This window comes from Hoylesella buccalis ATCC 35310, assembly GCF_025151385.1.
Lineage (GTDB): Bacteria > Bacteroidota > Bacteroidia > Bacteroidales > Bacteroidaceae > Prevotella > Prevotella buccalis.
In genome coordinates, this window is sequence record NZ_CP102287.1 from 2315785 (window position 1) to 2336141 (window position 20357).

The window sequence follows — 20357 nt, forward strand, 5'->3', positions numbered from 1 at the left end:
GTTAATTTTGCTTTGGCTAATTCATCTATTACAGTAAATCATGCTACACCCAAACAGCCCCATTCAAACTTTTCTTCATGTGAGGCATGTACGTGCTCAGCAGGTTACTTGAATGGATATGCGGCCTATATTAAAAACTAAAACCTAAATTTACAATGATTAAAGAAAACAGAATCTTAAGAAAAGCGAAGTATCGTTCGCTGATCTTATTCTCAGTCTGCACGCTTTCAATCTGTGCCGTGCCATTTGAGACCGTGTCTGCCGCTGACACCCCAAGCGGCAACGCTTCTCTGTTACAGCAAAACATGCGAAAGGTGACGGTATCGGTAGTCGATGACGCCAACGAACCTATCATCGGTGCCAGTGTATTGGTGATGGAAACCAAGTCGGGCGGGTCTACTGACATCAATGGTCAATGTGTTGTGGATGTACCTGCAGGAAGCCAGATACAAGTGTCATACATTGGTTATCAGACACAAACCATCAATGCGGGTCAATCTTCTACTCTCCGCGTGGTACTGGTGGAAGACCGTCAGATGCTGGACGATGTTGTTGTGGTAGGCTATGGCGTGATGAAGAAGTCGGACGTGACGGGCTCCATCGCTGTTGCAAAGGGTGAAGAGCTCACCAAGTCGCAGAATTTCTCTGCATTGGACAACCTTCGCGGCAAGGCCTCTGGTGTGAACGTGTTCTCCAATTCAGAAGACATAGCTACCTCCAAGCCCCGCGTGATTATCCGAGGCATGGCCACCATCAATGCCAGTTCGGACCCGTTGTATGTGGTTGATGGCGTGGTGATGAGCGACTTCGCCCTGGTAAACCCTAACGACATCGAGTCGATGGAAGTACTGAAAGATGCTTCGGCCACCGCCATTTACGGTGCGCGTGGTGCTAATGGCGTGATTATGGTGACCACCAAGCGAGGCCTGAAAGGCGATACCGGTACGAAGATTAGTTACCAGGGCTCGGTAAGCATGCGCAGCATCGCACGCAAGATGGACTTGCTGAATGCTCAAGAGTGGACCGACGCTTGGATGAAAGGTCTGGAGAACGAAAACACTTACAATGGCAAGAAGTGGTCACTGAATCGTACCGACTGGTTTACCGACCGCAACTATTTCGACGCCAATGGTAATCCGTTGTATGATACCGATTGGCAGGACGAAGCCACCCGCACGACCATTTCGCACAACCACCAGGTGAACATTCAGCAAGCTGGGGCCAAATCGTCGATGGGTGCATTCCTGAACTACTCTGATTATCAAGGCATCATGAACAATACATGGAACAAGCGTGTGAGCGCCAAGATGGCTTATGATGCCAATCCTACCAATTGGCTGACCACAGGTGTCAACTTGTTGGTGAACCACATGTGGGGTCGTTTCACCGATGCATACGGTGGTGGTCAGGAAGCGCGCCGCACCATGATTGAAATGCTGCCGTGGCTGCCGTTAAGAGAACCTGACACGGGCAACTATACCACGGCCACGTCACCTAAGATGAACTATGGATTTGAAGGAATGTCAAACCCTGCCATGATTCTGGAACAGCAAAAACGTATGTACTATAACACACAAATCTTTGGCAATGCGGCTTTAACATTCCATCTGTTGCCTAACCTGGATTTGAAAACACAGTTGGGTATCGACTGGCACGGCATTGACTACCGTCGCTATGCCGCCACAACGCTGAACAATATCTCCATGCCTAATGGCCGAGCTGAATACTCACATTACAGCAACCTGTACTGGCAGGAGGAAACATACCTAACCTACAACAAGACCGTTGACCGTCATCGTTTCAACGGTATGCTGGGTCTTTCTTGGACTGGCTACACCTCGCGGGCCAACGGTGCGGTAACAGAAGGTTTCACCGACGACTTCTTTGAAGATAACAACATGGGCGTTGGAACCAACCCAGAGTCACCAAGATCGAACATTGATGAGTGGGCCATGAACTCGTATTTCCTCCGTTTGGCTTATACCTACATGGATCGTTATTCAGCAACGGTGACGGGGCGTTATGATGGTTCGTCCAAATTCGGTGAGAACAACAAATACGCTTTCTTCCCCTCTGCCGGTTTAGCATGGATTGCCTCTGAGGAAGACTTCTTAAAAGACGTCACAGCCGTGAGCAACTTGAAATTCCATACAAGTTATGGATTGACCGGTAACTCTGAGATTGGTACGTACCGTTCGTTGGCTCGTACTAATGCAGGAACACTACTCCTGAACGGTGCCCGTTCCTCCTACTATCGACTGAGTTCGATGGCCAATACTGAGTTGAAATGGGAGAAGACAGCACAGTTTGACATTGGTTTCGAATTAGGTTTGTTCAACAATGCGCTGAATCTTGATTTATCATGGTATACCAAGAAGACGACAAACTTGTTGTTGGATTGCCCAGTTCCTCATTTCACGGGTTTCTCATCAATCTACAAGAACATCGGTTCTGTAAAGAACTCCGGACTCGACATCATGATTTCTGCTTATCCTGTCCGCACGAATGACTTCACATGGCAGACCACCCTCAACACGAACTACAACAAGAACAAGATACTCCACCTCGGAGACAATGACGAGGATATCGAGTTGATGTACTGGGTAGGCGGATCAGAGTCGATTCTTCGTGTAGGCGAAAGTATGGGAAGCTTCTATGGTTACCGTCGCTATGGCATGATAACGAAAGAGATGCAAGAGAACGTGGTATGGACCGCCGAAGACTTCAATAACAATCTATGCTCGAAAGATGCCGTGGGCAAGAAACGCTATTCGGTAGATCAGATTGGACGCCCCAACCGTTCGGCCAAGAAAGAGGTGTTGGGTAAGGGATTCCCCAACTGGACAGGCAGCTGGATTAACAACCTGAAATACCGTAACTGGGACTTTACGATGGATTGGCAGTTTGTGGCTGGCGTTGAGACCATGCAACAGTTCTTCCACTCTACGTACGACCGCTTTGGATTGACCAATGGGTTAAAGGATATCCTGTATGGTGCTTACGACGGAACGAATCCAGAAACGATGCAACAAATGATTCGTATGGCTAACAACGGTCATGCTGGACAAGATACCACCATTGACTCGGCATGGATTACGGATGGTTCTTACCTGCGCCTGAACATGTTGCAGTTAGGTTATACCTTTGGTAAAGAAGCATGTGGCAAGCTGGGCATTGATGCGTTGAGACTGTATGTAAGTGGTCAGAATCTTTGGTTGCTTTGCTCGAAAGATTTCAAGGGCTATGATCCTGAAGCGACTTCGCAAGGCAATCACTTCGGACAAAACATGACTTTCTTCTCCTATCCGAGAGCCCGGACCTTTACACTTGGCATGAATGTAACTTTCTAATTAAACAATACTCAAAGAAAAATTGAAATATGAAAAAGATATTTATTATTTTGGCTTGTGCCGGGCTGACGCTAACTTCTTGCGAAGACTTCCTGAAAGAGAGTCCCGGCTCTATTCTCACGAACCAAGACTTCAACAAAACGGATGCTCATTTTCTGGGACAAGTAAACTATTTGTACCGTAGTGGCGCTATCCGCCAGATTGCATCGGCCAACAGTGCCTATATAGGTTCGTTCGCAACCTTGAACAGCATGCTGACTGGATACTTTAGAAATTCATACGAAGGACAGGAGCGAACCTGCCAATATGCGCGCGAATTGACACGCCAGAGCCAAGTGAACACGGTGTCGGGTGTTGTTGATGGCGTATGGGATGGATGCTACGATGCGATTAATGTTGCCAACAGCGTGATAAAAGGTGTCGATGGTGAAGGCGTAACCCTTTCGGCAGCAAATAAAAAACAATATGTAGGTGAAGCCAAGTTCTTTCGTGGATTCAACTATTTCTTCCTAGTCAAAACCTTCGGTGACGTGCCTTTGTCAACAGAACCTTTTACCGACGGTGCGGCAAATATGAATTATGAACGAACTGCCAAAGCAACGATTATGGAGCTGGTTGTAAACGATTTGAAAGACGCTGTAGCCTCATTGGTAGCAAACAAGTGGCAAGATGCGAATCACCGCATTACCAAATATGTGGCAGAAATGGCTTTGACAGATGTCTACATGTATCTGGGAAAGTATGCTGAGGCAGCCTCTACCGCGAGAGACATCATCAACAATGGTGGTTATTCGTTGACAACGAACGACGACCTGGCCCTTGGTAGCGCATACAACAAGCTGCGTACCACGGACGACCTGGATGAGGTGATTTATGCACAAGAGTATGATAACACGGTTTCGACCAGCGGTTGGTGGCCAACCTATGCCTTTAGCGGTAGTGCCACCAGCGTGTTCAGCAAGTATTCTATTTTCGAACGCGTGTTTGGTCCATTGAAAGCTTCCTTCTTAAACATTTATGATGAAGGAGATCTTCGTGCGGAAAATCAGCAGTTCTTCGTGTGGGAATACACCAACCAAGTGGATAATAAGACATGGAAAGCTGCGTCGGCAGATGAATTTGGCGCGTGGTACTATTTCGACCAAGAAGCCATGGAGGTTACAGGTCGTGGAACGAAAGACTGGAATGTTTATCGCTACGCAGAAACCTTGCTTGATGCTGCCGAAGCTATTGCACAGAGTTCGGGCGTAAATGCTGAGGCTGCGGGTTATCTTGCACAAGTGCAAAGTCGCGCATTAGGTAAGACCGTTGCTGAATTAACCACTGTTTTGCAAGCCCTTTCCAAAGAGAAGTTTATCGAGGCTTGTTGGACAGAGCGGCTGCGAGAGTTCCCCTTAGAGTTCAAGATTTGGGACGATTGCGTCCGTACCATGAAGTTCCCTGTCATTTCAAGCACTAAGAGACAAGTTACCTATGTTGACCTTATCGGGGCTACCAACGGTTCGGGTAAAACATTCAAGCAATCAGACTTGGTATGGCCCATCTCTGAAAACGAGATTCAGCGTAATCCTAAATTGAAACCAACAGAGGGGTATCAATACTAACCTGTGGTTGAAGGAATTTATCATCATTGAGAAAGGAGGGAGTAAGAAACCCTCCTTTTTTGTTTTTTAAATTCTTATAAATGCGCTGAAATGATTAACTTTGCAAAAAGTTAAACTGGTTATTAAACTATTACTAATAATTTTTATGAAGAAATCATTGAAGAGTTTACTCTTGACCTGTGTCCTTTTGGCATCACAAATGACCTATGCTACTGATGTGGAGAGCCATATCAGTTTGAAACAACCGGGAAACAAGGCCGTTACTTATACCTTAATCGATCGCAATGGGAAGCTCGAAGCCTCCGCTCCATTGCCTTTAACCCTCACCAAGACGGTGAGTCGTCATGGAGAAGATGAGGTGATTGCCGTGACCATCCGTGCCAACGAGAAAGTGTACTTCAACTTTGGCGGGGCGGTTAGTACGGGATTCAACACCAACGACTGCGACTTCTACCTGCCAGGATTTTGGTATCATAAGAATTTGCGGTCGCCCAAGGAGGCTCCATCCTTCCACACTTCGAAGAGTTGGAACGTTCGGGAAGACCGCTTGTCGTCGCCACTGAGTGGTGCTTTCAACCTGAAATCAGGCCACGGAATGACCATCTTGCGCCAGTTGGATGAGCCTGCCGAAGCACTGACCACGGCACAAGAAGGTGAGGTTATCGTGTCGGGTAAGACCTCTATCGGCTATGTTGGCTTTGATAACGAGAGCGGCGTGGCCAAGTTGACCTTTGGTTTCCCATACGTGGAAACGCCGAAACGCTATATTCGTAAATTGACCTTGGCACCTGCCATCGAGGCTTTCATGAAGTTGGAGAAAGGTGAAAGCCGCACCCTGACATGGGTTGTGCGCAAGGAGCAGGCCGCCGACTTCAGTGAGTTCTTGGCCAACACATGGACAAGTACGTTCGACCGCATGCAACCGAAGCCGCTTCGTGCCTTATATACCGCTGAAGAAATGAAGTCGACCCTGTGCAATTACTTCCGCAGGTCGTATGTTTCCAAATATCCTTTGAAGTTTAATTCAGGCATGACGCTGCACATCGACCGTTGTACACCGGTAGGTGAGGTTCAGTTGGGCTTCGTGGGTCGCGTGCTGTTGAATGCGTTCAACCAGATAGAATATGGTGAAAAGAATGGACAGAGTGATTTGGTTCGGCAGGGACAGGCCATCTTTGACAGTTATCTCGAGCATGGCTTTACGCAAAATGGCTATCTGCGCGACTTCGTTAACTTCGATCGCGAGGGACTTAACGCCCAGGAGGTGCACTCCATTCGTCAACAGTCTGAGGCGGTTTATGCCATTCTTCATTATCTGAAATACGAAAAGAGCCAAGGACGCAAGCACAAGACTTGGGAAACGAAGACGCGCGCGCTGCTCGACAACCTTATCAAGTTGCAGAAGACGGACGGTCACTTTGCCCGCAAATTCAACGACGATGGTTCTGACGTAGATGCCAGTGGCGGCAGCACACCATCAGCTACGTCAACGTTGGTCATGGGATATCGATATTTCGGCAACAAGAACTATCTCAAATCAGCCAAGCGGACGGTGGATTATGTGGAAAAGAACATCATCGCCCCCGCTGACTATTTCTCATCAACCCTCGATGCCAACTGTGAAGATAAGGAAGCTGCTATCGCCGCAGTTACCTCTACTTACTACCTGGCCATGGTGACCAAAGGCAAAGAACGCCAGCATTATATCGACCTATGTCGCAAGGCTACCTATTTCGCCTTGTCGTGGTATTATCTTTGGGACGTGCCATTTGCCGAAGGTCAGATGCTCGGCGACTTAGGTTTCCGCAGTCGCGGATGGGGCAATGTGTCGGCAGAGAACAATCATATCGATGTCTTCGTCTTCGAGTTCCCGCACATCATGAAATGGCTGGGCACACAAATCAACGAGCCTCGGTTTGGTAGCATGTACGACGTAATCTATTCTTCACTGAACCAACTCTTGCCAACCACCAACCGTATGTGCGGCATTGGCATGGAGGGCTTTTATCCTGAAGTGGTTCAGCACACCGCATGGGATTACGGACGCAATGGCAAAGGTTTCTACAACGACATCTTCGCACCGGGCTGGACCGTGGCTTCTCTCTGGGAACTGTATTCTCCTACCCGAACATCTGATTTCTTGTTGAAAAAGTAATTCCATCCCGTTTATGATGAAGATAAAAACAATTTTATGGTTATGGTTGTGCATGGCAGCGGTCATGCCCATCCATGCTGCACAGAATGATGCGCAAGTATACCGCAATCCCATTATCGATGTCAGCGTACCCGACCCCACTGTTATTCGTGCAAAGGATGGTTATTTCTATCTTTATGGTACTGAAAACATCCGCAATCTGCCTATCTACCGCTCATCCAACCTTGTAGATTGGTCATTCGTGGGTACGGCTTTCACGGACGAGACGCGTCCGCAGTGGAATCCGAAAGGGAACATTTGGGCACCCGACATTAGTTTTATACAAGACAAGTATGTCCTCCACTACGCCAAATCAGAGTGGGGAGGCGAGTGGACCTGCGGTGTTGGCGTGGCAACTGCCGACAAACCCGAAGGACCTTTCAGCGACCATGGCGCCATTCTCATCAGTAAAGAAATAGGTGTGCAAAACAGCATCGACCCATTCTACTACGAAGACGGAGGGCACAAGTACCTCTTCTGGGGAAGTTTCCGCGGCATTTATGCCATCGAGCTGACCGATGACGGTCTGAAAATCAAGGAAGGCGCACGCAAACAGCAAGTGGCTGGCACGTTCATGGAAGCGGTTTACGTTCATAAGCGTGGCGACTATTACTATTTGTTTGGCTCCGCAGGCAGCTGTTGCGAAGGCAATCGCAGCACCTATCATGTCACGGTTGGCCGCTCTAAGAATCTTTTGGGGCCGTATGTCGACAAGCAAGGACGGTCGTTATTGGACAATCACTACGAGGAAGTGCTGCATGGCAATGAGCTGGTGGCAGGACCTGGACACCATGCCGAGCTGGTTACCGATGACAACGGAGACGACTGGATGCTGTATCACGGCTTCAGTCGCAACGATCCCGATGCCGGACGTAAGGTGTGGCTCGACAAGGTGGAGTGGATAGATGGCTGGCCGCACATGCAAGGCAGTCAACCTTCGAAAGTCGCAGCGCGTCCTGTTTTCGACGAAATCACGCTGGCCGATCCTACCATCTTCTTTGATAACGGTACCTATTACCTCTATGGTACATCGCCTGGCGAAGGGTTCGATGTCTACACCTCAAAGGATTTGGAAACGTGGACAGGCCCTGTCGGTGCAAACGACGATGGCATGGCTCTATCTAAGGGCGACGTATTTGGCACCAAGGGCTTTTGGGCTCCACAGGTATTCAAGCGTGGCAGCAAGTATTACATGGCCTATACGGCCGATGAGCAAATGGCCATTGCCGAGGCTGATAGCCCACTGGGACCTTTCAAACAAAAGAAAAAACAAATGCTTCCCGCCAAGATGCGTCAGATTGACCCCTTCGTGTTCTTCGACGATGATGGCAAGATTTACCTCTACCATGTACGCCTCATCAACGGCAACCGCATCTTTGTGACCGAGATGAATAAGAACCTCAAGTCGGTCAAGGAGAATACTGCACGCGAATGTGTTGCAGCCGAGAAGGGATGGGAGGATACTTGGAATGCCGATTGGAAAGTATGTGAAGGGCCAACGGTTGTCAAGATAGACGGAACCTATTACCTGTTCTTCTCCTGTAACGATTTCCGTAATCCCGATTATGCTGTTGGTTATGCCACGGCCAGCTCGCCTTTGGGACCTTGGACCAAGCACAAAGAACCTCTTATCAGTCCGCGTCTGACGGGTTATAACGGCACTGGCCATGGCGATTTATTCAAGAATGCGGCCGGCGAGTGGCAGTATGTCTTGCATACTCACCGCAGTACTACCCAGCCAACACCCCGAAAGGTAGCTTTGGTGAAGCTCCGTCATACCGATCGTGGTTTCAGTTTGGTCAACGGTTCGTTCCATTTCCTGAAACAAGATAAACGGTAACGCCTAAAATTCTCATTATCATCTTCGCTCCATCGCAAGATAGCACGGAGTACATTCATAGAAACTTTAATCCATAAATCTTATGACCTATACTAAATTGTTCAAATCTTTCATCGTTGCCACGGCGTTTTTGTTGTTACCTGCCCATGGCATGATGGCTCAGTCTCAAGACGTTTCAGCGCAATTGACGCGCTATGTCAATCCTTACATCGGCACGGGTGGACACGGACATGTGTTCCTCGGTGCTAATGTTCCCTTTGGTGCCGTGCAGTTAGGCCCCACGCAAATCACACGCGGGTGGGACTGGTGCTCGGGCTATCATTACAGCGACTCGCTCATCATTGGCTTTGGTCACACCCATTTGAGTGGTACCGGCATTGGCGATTTGGGCGACATTGCCTTCTTGCCAACATTCGATGCCAAGACCTACACCGAGCGTTTCTCGCACGATGGCGAGTATGTGCGCCCCGGTTATTACACCGTTCGCCTGGCCGACAGCAAGATACTGGTCGAATTGACGGCTACCCAGCGTGCCGGTATGCATCGTTATACCTTCCCGCTCAGCGGTAAAGAGCCTCTCTTGAAGATTAATCTTAAACAAGGCATTGGTTGGGATAAAATGACCAAATGCCAGTTGACGCAGGAAAACAGCACGACGGTGAGTGGTTATCGTTACTCAGAAGGCTGGGCAAAAGACCAGCGCATTTATTTCTTTGCCGAGTTTTCGCAGCCTTTGAAGCTCAAGGAAATGCAGGGCGACAGCGTGGGCGTCTTCTCCGTAGGGCAGAACATGAAGCCACTGTTGGCGCGCGTTGGCATCTCGGCCGTGAGCATTGACAATGCCAAAGCCAACCTGCGTGCCGAAATCAAGGACTGGGATTTTGACCGAGTTGTCGACAATGCCGATGCTGCCTGGAACAAAGAACTTGGCAAAATCAAGGTAGAAACCGCCGATCTCAATGACAAAACCATTTTCTACACGGCGCTCTTTCACACCATGACGGCTCCTTCCGTCTTCTCGGATGTCAATGGTGAGTACCGGGGCAGTGATGGTAAGATTTACAAAGGCAATTTTACCAACTACACCACTCTATCGCTTTGGGACACCTATCGTGCGGCTCATCCACTGATGACCATCATCCATCCCGAGAAACAGCGTGACATCGCGCAGACCTTCCTGCACATCTTTGAACAGCAAGGCAAGCTGCCCGTGTGGCATCTCGTTGGCAACGAGACCGACTGTATGGTGGGCAACCCAGGCATTCCCGTGTTGGCCGACATCGTTCTCAAAGGATTTGACGTGGACAAGCAGGCCGCTTTCAAGGCCATGCGTACCTCTGCCCTGCTCGATGAACGCTCCCTGGACAACCTGAAGAAGTATGGTTACATTCCATGGAACAGCGATTCTACCTACGAAACGGTCGCCAAAGGGCTGGAATACGCCTTGGCAGACGCCTCTGTGGCCAAGGTAGCCAAGCTGGTTGGTGCCAAGAAAGATTATCGCTACTTCCTGAAACGAAGCCAATCGTATAAATATTACTTTGACAAGAAGACCGGTTTCATGCGTGGCGTGGCCAATGGTAAGTTCCGCGAGCCGTTCAATCCGTTCCATTCCTCCCACCGCAACGACGACTATACCGAGGGAAATGCCTGGCAATACACATGGCTCGTGCCTCATGACGTGCCTGGTTTGATCAAACTTTTCGGCGGTAAGCGGAAGTTTGTCACTAAACTTGACTCGCTGTTCACGGTCGTTGGCGACCTCGGTGCCGATGCCTCGCCTGACATCTCGGGACTCATTGGCCAGTATGCGCATGGCAACGAACCCAGCCACCACATTATATATATGTACAACTACGTGAACCAGCACTACAAAACGGCTGAGAAGGTGCGTGAGGTACTGAAAACTATGTACCATAACGACTTCGATGGTCTGAGCGGAAACGAGGATGTTGGACAGATGTCGGCCTGGTATATTCTTTCGTCCATGGGCATCTATCAGGTGGAACCCTCTGGCGGAAAGTATATGTTTGGCTCGCCTTTGTTTGACAAGGCTGAGGTGAATGTGGGCCATGGCAAGACGTTTACCATCCTGGCGCATGGCAACAGTCCGAAGAACATGTATGTCAGCCATATCAAGCTCAACGGCAAACTCTACAACAAGCTGTACATTGATTACAAAGATATCATGGCCGGCGGCACGCTGGAGTTCTTCATGACCGACCGTCGTCCATAAAATTCAACTGCATTCTTGTTCTTTTGATATTGAAAACGTGATGGATGTTTGGTAGCGTGGCAATTTCCCGCCTGCCAAACATCCATTATGTTTCGGTCGTGTTTTATTCCTCTCCCGTCTCGTCTTTCTTCATCTCTGAAAGCAGATAGTAAGCACCCGACTGCACAATGCGTGAAAGACGGTCTGCCGACTCCTTGGTCTCTATGGCCACGAGGTCGCCTTCTTCCTTCACCTTCTTGACCATCGTTGGGACAAAATGCCAGTTGTTCCCTTCCTTTTCCGCCGTGAAGATATAGGATTTTCCATCCACTTCAACGATAGCATCAGACGAAACGGCTCTCGTCCTTTCGCTGCTTGTCGCAATCTTCGCCTGAACATACATCCCTACAATCAGTCCCGTGTGCTGCCCATCCAAACGAACACGCACGTCAACCGTTTGTGTTTCGGCTCTGAAAGTCTTGCCTATGGAGTACACTTTTCCCTTGCAGGCGGTTCCGTCAGCATGAACAATCTTCAGTGCTACATCCTGTCCCACCTTAATTTTCGGCACGTCGCGTTGAAAGACCTGCAATTCTGCATACATATTACTTGTGTTGGCAATCTTCATCATGGCCATCTCGGGCGAAACATATTGCCCCGTTTGCACGTTGATTTGTTCCACCGTGCCGTTGATGGGACTTCTCAATGCAATGGCCAGCATTGGTTTTCCCTTGCGAAGGGCAGACGTACTGATGCCCAGTTGTTTGAGTTGTGCGGCAAGCATCTGCACCTGACCGCTCACAGTTTGCAGCTCCGACTTCGTGCGGTCGTAGTCTTTGCCAGCTCCTACGCCTTCGTTCAGCATCATGGTCTGGCGGTCAAACTCCTTTTTCAGGTATCTCTGTCGGTTCAATGCCGAGAAATAATCCGTCTGAAGATTTACCAAATCAGGATGAGACAGATAGGCCACCACCATCCCTTTGGACACAGATTGCCCTTCATGAACCAATATTTGTTTGACGTTACCGCCCATTTGCGGGGTTATGGTTGCCTCGCTCTGGGGGTCAACGGCCAGCTTTCCATTGACATCCACGCTGCTGATGAGCATCGTGTCGGCGATGTTCCCCACCTTGATGCCTAACTTTTTCACCTGTTCATCGGTGAGTTCCACCTTTGTCATGCTGTCCGATGACTGTTTTTCTTGTTCGCCAGCGTCCTTATTTTGCTTGCCACAAGCTGCCAGAAAGACGATGAGCGAAAGGATGAGATATGCTTTTGTTTTCATTTTTTAAATGGTTGGATATTGTAAATTGATGATTGTGTCGATGAATTGTTCGTATGCTTCCCAATAATCAAGCTCGGTTTGCACGGCATCACCCATGGTCTGAATGAACCCAATGTAATCGGTTGCGCCCAGTTTGTACGCAGAAGACGCGCCACGTTGCTGCGCCCTGGCCGTGGGAAGAGCTGTTTCTCGGTAATATTGCAGTTTGTGACGCCACTTCTGATACGCCGTCTGCAAGCGTGCTTGGTTGTCACCCAGTTGCTTTTTCAGCAAGTCAAGCTGCGTGTTTTCGATGTCCCTGTCCAGGGCGGCAGCCTTTTGTCGGGCCTTGTACGAACGTCTGAACAGCGGAACACTCACGCCAACGTCGAATGTCCAGTAGCCGTTTTTGTCGCCAATGCGCTGTGTACCACCCTCCACGAAGAATGCCGGAAGCCCTTTGGACCTTTCCAGTCGGATGTTTTCTTCGGCCAATTTAACCCTCTCCGACTGACAAATCAATACGGGACTTGCACTGCCTGCTGCCTCTCCAAGCGTCTCGTCTGGAGCCGTAGTGGGTTCATAGAGTCCCTCTCCCAGCCACCGTGACAAGGCTTTCAGTGCCACTTGGTAATCAAACACCGACTGCTTGAAGTTTTCTTTGGTTTCAACAGCCTTCTTCTTGGCGGCCAGATAAGCCAACTTCGACGTTTCCCTGGCCTCATAACGCACTTTCGCCGCATGCTCAAAGTTCTGATAGATAGAGTCTATCATGGCATGTACGTTCATCCTTTGCCTTAGAATATAAGCTTGCGCATAATCGCGGTAAACGGCTTTGCGCAATTGATGTTCGGTGAGATTCATCTCCGCACGAGCCACATTCACCATTTGGTGCTGGGTGCGCACGCGCTGTCTGTTCCCCAGCACGTCAATGTTTTGCCTGACAGACAACAGGGTAAAGGTGGCATCATTGCCTCTTCCAAGCTCTTCTACCCCGGCCGACAGCTCAGTAAGCCCCACCTCGCTCACGCCTTTGACCATGGTCTCTTCACGACTGACACCCATCCGCGCCAGACGAATGCTTGGATGATATTGCTCAGCCAGTTGCAGGGCTTGTTGCAAACTCACTGGCTGTTGGGCCTGCATACCGCATGGTGCCAGCAGCGTCAGCATCAGGGCAAAGGCCGCTTTGGGTAACCTATTGGCCGTTTTTCGCTGCGCTTTCTCTTCCAAGGCGTACAATAAAGGAACGACAAGCAAGGTAAGCAGCGTGGCCGTGAACAGTCCGCCGATGACCACAGTGGCCAAAGGTCGCTGCACTTCAGCACCTGCCGACCCCGACACTGCCATGGGCAGGAAACCCAACATGGCAGCCGTGGCCGTGAGAAGGATGGGGCGGATGCGCTCTTGCGTACCCTTGATGATTCTGCGGTTGATGTTGTTCATACCTTCTTTCTTTAACGAGTTGAAACGATTGATGAGTACCAGACCGTTGAGTACGGCCACTCCGAAGAGGACGATGAAGCCCACTCCGGCCGAGATGGAGAAGGGCATGCCACGCAACAGCAAGGCCAATACGCCGCCGACCGTGGCCAGCGGAACCGCCATGTAAATCATAAGACTCTGCTTGAGCGATTTCAAGGCGAAATAAAGTAGCACGAAGATCAGGAGCAGGGCGATGGGCAAGACAATCATCAAGCGATTCTTGGCCTCCTGAAGTTTCTGGAATTCACCGCCATACGCCAACCGATAGCCAGCCGGCAGGCGCAGTTGCTGATCGAGTTTGTCCTGTATCTCATCCACAACCGACTGCACATCCCGCCCTCTGACGTTCACGCCGACATAGATGTTGCGCGAGGTTTGCTCGCGGGAAATCTGCATGGGCCCCGACTCATAATCAATTTGTGCCACCTCGCTCAAGGGTATCTGTGCCCCGCTGGGCAGCGGTATGTAAAGTTGGCGCAGGTCGTTGATACTCTTCCGGTAAGCGTCAGAGAGCCTGATGACCAGGTCAAAACGTTTCTCACCCTCAAACACCGACCCTGCCGAACTTCCGGCAAATGCGCTGCTGACATAGGCATTGAGGTCATCTATGTGCAAACCGTATTGCGCCACCCGCTGCCTGTCGTACTTCACCGTAATCTGCGGCAGTCCGTCTGTGCGCTCAAGGGTTACGTCCTCGGCTCCCTCTATCCTACTGATGATGCTCACCATCCGCTCACCCAGTTCGCCGAGTTTGTCGAGATCGTCGCCATAAAGTTTCACGGCCACATCCTCGCGCACACCCGTGAGCAGCTCGTTGAAACGGAGGGCCACCGGTTGTGAGAACGAGAAGTTGAGCCCCGGCAGGATTTGCAATTTGTCTTTAATCTTTTCTATCAATTCTTCTTTGGTCTTGGCCGATGTCCATTTGCTGCGATCCTTTTCCAGGATGATGAAGCTGTCCGTGTAGTCGAACCCCATCGGGTCGGTGGGTATGTCGGCCACCCCAATGCGTGCGCACACGGTTTTGATTTCCGGAAAGCTCTGAAGCAGCAGGCGTTCCACCTCTCCCTCGCGCTTGATGGTTTCCGAGAGCGAACTACCGGGGCGGAGGAAGGTTTGCATGGCGATGTCGCCCTCATCGAGTTCAGGCACAAATTCGCCTCCCATCCGCGTGAAAGCGAATGCGGCAGCCAGAAACAGGGCAGCGGCAGAAGCAAGTACCATCTTTTTATGACGCAGGGCATACAGCAGCAGCGGGTGATAAACATGTATGATGCGGCTCGTCACACGGTAGCCCACGCGCTGCAAGCGGCGTTCCATCCGCGCCATCCTTCCACCCTGGTTGCTCAGTGGACGAATGAGCAAAGATGAAATCATCGGCACATACGTCAGACACAGAATGATGGCTCCCAGTACGGCGAACGAGAAAGTGTAGGCCATGGGGGAGAACATTTTTCCGCTGACACCAGACAGAAAGATGATGGGGGTGAACACGATGAGGATAATCAGCTGACCGAAGAAGGCCGAATGCATCATCGAAGAGGCGGCCTCGAAGGCAACGGCGTTCATGCCGCCTCGTCCCAGTTGATTGTGCTTCTTGATTCTTTTCTCCATTTCGAACACCGTTCCTTCTACGATAATCACCGCCCCATCGACGATAATTCCAAAATCGATGGCCCCCAGGCTCATCAAGTTGGCGCTCACGCCGAAGAGCCGCATCATGATGAGGGCGAACAGCAAGGACAGTGGAATGACCGATGCGGCGATGACACCTCCGCGCAAACTTCCCAACAACAGCACCAACACGAATATCACGATGAGCGCGCCTTCTGTCAAATTGCGTGCGATGGTGCTCGTTGTACGCTCGATAAGGTCGGACCGATCGAGAAAAGGTTTGATGTCGATGCCGTCGGGCAGCGATTTTCTGACACTCTCCATGCGCTCCTTCACCGCCCTGACCACCTTGTCAGAGTTGGCACCCTTAAGCATCATGATCATGCCCCCGACGGCCTCATGACCGTCTTGCGTGAAAGCGCCGTACCTCACTTGCGAGCCAAAGCCCACCTTGTCGGCGACGTCGCGCACAAGAACAGGGGTGCCGCTGACATTCTTCACCACGATGTTCTCAATGTCGTCAACCGACTTCACCAGTCCTTCGCCCCGGATGAAGCTGGCCATGTGGTCGCGCTCTATGTAGGCGCCGCCCGTGTTGACGTTATTCTTTTTCAGGGCTTCGTACACCTCGCCCACGCTCACGCGCATGGCGTTGAGCCGCTGGGGGTTGAGGGCCACCTCGTATTGCTTGATGCTTCCGCCGAACGAGTTGACCTCCACCACGCCCGGAATCATGGACAGCTGGCGCTTCACAATCCAGTCTTGAATGGTGCGCAGCTCCTGCGTACTGTAACGGGCGGTGTCTTTGGGAACAAGGGTGTACTGTAAAATCTCGCCCAGTCCCGTGCTGATGGGACCCATCGCGGGCGTTCCGAATCCCTCTGGAATGTCCTCGCGCACCTCTTCGAGCTTCTCTTGCACCAGCTGGCGGGGCAGGTAAGTGCCCATATCCTCTTTGAAAACGATGGTGACCACAGACAGGCCGAAGCGTGAGATGGAACGGATGTCTTCAACGCCGGGCAGGTTGGACATGGCCAACTCTACGGGATAGGTGACAAACTGCTCGATGTCGGCCGTCGAGAGATTTTCAGAAACCGTGATGACCTGCACCTGGTTGTTCGTGATGTCGGGCGTGGAGTCTACGTTAATGGTTCGCAATGAATACACTCCGCCGCCGATGATGGCCGCCAACAGGAGTACCACCAGAAATTTATGTTGAATGGAAAAATAGATAATCTTGTTAATCATAACCTTGGTATGAACATGTACGACTTACAGCGGAACAGTTGTTAACAACTGCTCTGCCACTCGATAAAAACAATGGGTTATGATAAGGTGGGAGGTCCCCTTCGTCCACTCGAGGTTACATGTGCCTCAAGCAACCGGGCGATGGATTCGGGCGTTTCGCCAACTGGCGAGACTATCTGCACGTGCGGGTATGCGTCGGCAGCGTGGGCGCACAGCCAATGAGGTTGCTGCTGCGCCACTTGGATGATGGGCTGCGCATGCTCGTCGCCCTTAACAATGTGCCTGATTTGCTCTACGGGACAGTTGTCTGCCTGCGATTCCTGTCCGGAAGAATGATGGTGCGTGTGGCGGTCATTGATTTGACCGTCAGTCTCGCACCTCTCTTCCACGAAACAAACCTTGCCCAGGTGGTGATAATGGGGCACGGCCAACACCAGCAACACCATGAGCATTGCCAGCCAAAGACTTGCTATGAGCGCTTTTCCCCGTATCATGATGCAAAGGTAGCGAAAGATTGTTGCAACTCAGTTGCAAAGTGCTCATTTACACTGTTTTTCAATAGCATTGACTTTGAACGCCAAAGTCATGTGAATTGGACACCAAAGTCAATGACTTTGGGTGCCAATATCATTGACTTTGGTTTTCAAAGTAGATGCGCTTGAGCACTCTCTTATACAGATATTCATAGAACGTACTGATTGTCAACACACTAACCGTGTTCTCGAATAAAAAAATAGGCTTTGCCACCAGCACATTCGCATAACATGGCCATTTCATTTAAGGGTTCTTGTATTGAGCAGCAAATGATTTTTTTTGCTAAAAAGCAACCGCTTGAGTGGAAGAGCTGTGACCTCTGAATAAATATTCACTACGCCTTTTCAGTTAAATAAAGTTAATATAGTAATTACTTATAGTACTATGTTTTGCAAGGTACTTATATTTTACCTACTTTTGTGACATCAACTTGAAAAATTGATGATTATGAATGTAGACAATGTAAAATCGCAAATGCGCAAGGGAATGCTGGAATACTGCATTCTGTTGCTGCTGGAAAAGCAGTCGGCCTACACGTCGGACATCATTCAGCGGCTCAAGGAGGCCGAACTGCTGGTGGTGGAGGGAACGTTGTACCCGCTGCTTACGCGACTGAAAAACGACCATTTGCTGAGTTACAAATGGAAGGAAAGTACGCAGGGGCCTCCGCGAAAATACTATATGCTCACTGAGAAAGGAGCAGTCTTCCTCCGCGAATTGGACAAGGCGTGGAGTGAGATTGCCGCCACCGTCAACTATCTGAAACAACCTAAGTAAGTTCTATTTATTATTCAACCAGTCATTATGAAAAAGAATATCACCATCAATATGTTAGGCAGGCTTTACGCCATTGATGAAGACGCCTACGGACTGTTGCAACAATATATCGACACGCTGCGCAGCTATTTTGCGCATAAGCCCGATGGAAAAGAGATTGCCGACGACATTGAGGCTCGCATTGCGGAACTGTTTGACGACCTCAAGACACAAGGCATCGAGGCGATTAACATTCAGCACGTGCAGAACATCATCACACGAATCGGAGATCCCAAAGAGATGGTCGAGGAAGAACCCTTAGACGAGGAGACGGCGGTGCAAGAGGAGGAGCAGGCAGAAGAAAAGAGTATGGGCAACCGACTGAAGGAAGAAGTTGTGGCTTATATCGAACGATTGAGAAAATCGGGCAAACGTCTATACCGAGATCCCACCGACAAGAAGATAACCGGACTGCTGGCTGGATGTGCCCGCTACTTTGGTGGCGACCCCTTGTGGTGGCGACTGGCTTGCGTGTTACTCGTATTTATCACTTTTAATACATCATTGTCTTCTGGCAGGTTCTTCCATGTAACGCCATTCACGTGGACACCGCTTTGGCTCGTGCTCATCTATTTCATGGTCTCAATCATCACACCCGTGGCACAGAATCCCGAAGACCGACTGAAAATGAAAGGCAAGGATGTGACACCACAAAACTTGGCGCAGGAAGTGACCGAAGAACACGTTCAGGCCGACACCACTCAACCTCGCCGGACTGGAGTGTCGGGATGCGTAGCTGGCTTTTTCAAGATTATCCTGCTGTTGATAAAAGGCGTCTTTATTCTTGCCTGTATTGTTGCCGGACTGGTTTTGGTGGCTGCATTGGCCACCCTCATCGTGCTGCTGACCATGCCCGATCTATTTGGCGATGTTGAGTTTGCTAAGCTTTATTCACACGCGGTTAGTCCGGCATTGGGCATCGTATGTGTTGTGGGTATGGCAGGAGTGCTTTTCATTCCCCTTTATTGCGGCATCCACGCAATACTTAGCAACACCCAAAAACTCACGCCAATGGGTACTCCGCAACGCCTGATGTGGGCGGGACTGTGGACCGTGAGCCTCATTGTGGCCATCGTCAGTGGTATCGCCATTGGCGCAAGAATGACTATTGCCGAGAGGAAAATGGATGATATAAGGCACGAAGCCTACATCAAGGAGAACACCCACAATGGCGTATTCATCAACGAAACCGATTGGGATTTCCTGAATCAGGGCGGATGGTATCTGCTGGTTGCTCCGTCAAATCGTGAGAACCACTACACCTCAAGTGGAGAATATTATACTGGCAACCAGGGTATGCGCTATCTGAGCGGATACTCTGAATGGGGGTTGGGCTATCAGGTGGAGCGTGAGAAAACTGATGTTACACCTGGCACATATACCTTGAGCGTGGCCGCTCGCACCAATGGCAAGGGAGCTTATGTATATGCCATTGCGGATGGACGTAAATATTTGGTGGAGATACCAGCCAATGGCAATACGGGCGGGGATATCTGGGCAGAGGCGAAACGCAGTTTGAGCATCGCAGACTCGCTGTCATCCGATCCGGACAGGACCTATTATCAGAATATCGTTGACGCTAACGACGGCAATGGATACGGATGGAACCGCATAGAAATCAACAACATACGCAGCACCAAAGGCACCGTTCGCTACGGCATTTCCACAAAATCGAGCTTCACCGGCACTACGTTCGCAGGACAATGGGTGTCAGCAGCAGACTTTAACCTGAAATAGACAGGGCAATCAAGCCTGTTTTGACGAACGACATGGTATCAGCACACAACGGCTATCGCGGTTCATCCCCACCCTATGATGACTGATGGGCATTGAGCGTAATGGAATAAGCATGCACCAATTAGCGTGTATGGCTCATATAGCAGGCTGTTTTTGTTAGGCGAAGATTTTAATTGAAATGCAAACAAATAAAGGAGTTACGAACTTCGTAACTCCTTTATTTTGATTGTGGACCAGCCTGGGCTTGAACCAGGGACCTCCAGATTATGAGTCTGTTGAAATATAGTTTTATAAGATTTTATAAAATTTTTATTTTTGATATATTTGCTTGATATTCAACTATTTGCTATCTTTGCTTCAAAAATATGAAATCTTGCGAAATGGTATTAAATAAGCGTTGGTGTTCGCACGGTGTTCGCACGGTGTTCGCAAAATGTTCGCAAGATTACATGAAAT

Annotated in this window: 10 protein-coding genes; 7 read left to right on the forward strand and 3 right to left on the reverse strand. The window is 49.9% G+C overall.

The window, feature by feature from the left end; genetic code table 11:
* The first annotated feature begins 155 nt into the window (after positions 1 to 155).
* The 5 genes from NQ518_RS09610 (at position 156) to NQ518_RS09630 (ending at position 11224) form a co-directional block, all read left to right on the forward strand.
* Positions 156 to 3350 (forward strand): SusC/RagA family TonB-linked outer membrane protein, encoded by a 3195-nt coding sequence (locus tag NQ518_RS09610; RefSeq protein WP_227962112.1) that lies wholly within the window; start codon positions 156 to 158, stop codon positions 3348 to 3350.
* Positions 3351 to 3379: 29 nt separating this feature from the next.
* Positions 3380 to 4954: a RagB/SusD family nutrient uptake outer membrane protein gene (locus NQ518_RS09615; RefSeq protein WP_227962110.1), complete on the forward strand. Its 1575-nt coding sequence runs from the start codon at positions 3380 to 3382 to the stop codon at positions 4952 to 4954.
* Between the two features lie 145 nt (positions 4955 to 5099).
* On the forward strand, positions 5100 to 7109 hold the full coding sequence (locus NQ518_RS09620; RefSeq protein ID WP_227962108.1) for a hypothetical protein: 2010 nt from the start codon (positions 5100 to 5102) through the stop codon (positions 7107 to 7109).
* A 13-nt stretch (positions 7110 to 7122) separates the two neighbouring features.
* On the forward strand, positions 7123 to 8988 hold the full coding sequence (locus NQ518_RS09625; RefSeq protein ID WP_374211105.1) for a family 43 glycosylhydrolase: 1866 nt from the start codon (positions 7123 to 7125) through the stop codon (positions 8986 to 8988).
* Positions 8989 to 9070: 82 nt separating this feature from the next.
* Complete coding sequence (locus tag NQ518_RS09630; RefSeq protein WP_227962106.1) at positions 9071 to 11224, forward strand: GH92 family glycosyl hydrolase; 2154 nt, start codon at positions 9071 to 9073, stop codon at positions 11222 to 11224.
* 103 nt (positions 11225 to 11327) lie between these two features.
* Here the strand turns inward: NQ518_RS09630 and NQ518_RS09635 are convergent, their stop codons facing one another.
* The 3 genes from NQ518_RS09635 to NQ518_RS09645 all read right to left on the reverse strand — a co-directional run bounded on the left by NQ518_RS09635 (position 11328) and on the right by NQ518_RS09645 (position 17308).
* Positions 11328 to 12488, reverse strand: coding sequence for an efflux RND transporter periplasmic adaptor subunit (locus NQ518_RS09635; RefSeq protein WP_227962105.1), 1161 nt, complete (start codon positions 12486 to 12488; stop codon positions 11328 to 11330).
* Positions 12489 to 12491: 3 nt separating this feature from the next.
* A complete protein-coding gene (locus NQ518_RS09640) occupies positions 12492 to 16814 on the reverse strand; it encodes a CusA/CzcA family heavy metal efflux RND transporter (protein ID WP_227962103.1) in 4323 nt (1440 codons plus the stop codon).
* A gap of 77 nt (positions 16815 to 16891) precedes the next feature.
* Complete coding sequence (locus tag NQ518_RS09645) at positions 16892 to 17308, reverse strand: hypothetical protein (RefSeq protein ID WP_227962101.1); 417 nt, start codon at positions 17306 to 17308, stop codon at positions 16892 to 16894.
* A gap of 487 nt (positions 17309 to 17795) precedes the next feature.
* Here NQ518_RS09645 and NQ518_RS09650 point away from each other — a divergent pair, with 487 nt between their 5' ends.
* The gene (locus NQ518_RS09650; protein ID WP_227208038.1) at positions 17796 to 18125 is read left to right on the forward strand and encodes a PadR family transcriptional regulator; all 330 of its coding nucleotides are present in this window, start codon (positions 17796 to 17798) and stop codon (positions 18123 to 18125) included.
* Between the two features lie 27 nt (positions 18126 to 18152).
* Positions 18153 to 19901 carry a PspC domain-containing protein gene (locus tag NQ518_RS09655; protein ID WP_227208040.1) on the forward strand — a complete coding sequence of 583 codons (1749 nt, stop codon included), beginning with the start codon at positions 18153 to 18155 and terminating at the stop codon, positions 19899 to 19901.
* Positions 19902 to 20357 lie beyond the last annotated feature (456 nt).

Bases quoted from the DNA above. Each gene is read 5' to 3' on its own strand.
- NQ518_RS09610 (WP_227962112.1), top strand. From the start codon at position 156: ATGATTAAAGAAAACAGAATCTTAAGAAAAGCGAAGTATCGTTCGCTG.
- NQ518_RS09615 (WP_227962110.1), top strand. From the start codon at position 3,380: ATGAAAAAGATATTTATTATTTTGGCTTGTGCCGGGCTGACGCTAACT.
- NQ518_RS09620 (WP_227962108.1), top strand. From the start codon at position 5,100: ATGAAGAAATCATTGAAGAGTTTACTCTTGACCTGTGTCCTTTTGGCA.
- NQ518_RS09625 (WP_374211105.1), top strand. From the start codon at position 7,123: ATGATGAAGATAAAAACAATTTTATGGTTATGGTTGTGCATGGCAGCG.
- NQ518_RS09630 (WP_227962106.1), top strand. From the start codon at position 9,071: ATGACCTATACTAAATTGTTCAAATCTTTCATCGTTGCCACGGCGTTT.
- NQ518_RS09635 (WP_227962105.1), bottom strand. From the start codon at position 12,488: ATGAAAACAAAAGCATATCTCATCCTTTCGCTCATCGTCTTTCTGGCA.
- NQ518_RS09640 (WP_227962103.1), bottom strand. From the start codon at position 16,814: ATGATTAACAAGATTATCTATTTTTCCATTCAACATAAATTTCTGGTG.
- NQ518_RS09645 (WP_227962101.1), bottom strand. From the start codon at position 17,308: ATGATACGGGGAAAAGCGCTCATAGCAAGTCTTTGGCTGGCAATGCTC.
- NQ518_RS09650 (WP_227208038.1), top strand. From the start codon at position 17,796: ATGAATGTAGACAATGTAAAATCGCAAATGCGCAAGGGAATGCTGGAA.
- NQ518_RS09655 (WP_227208040.1), top strand. From the start codon at position 18,153: ATGAAAAAGAATATCACCATCAATATGTTAGGCAGGCTTTACGCCATT.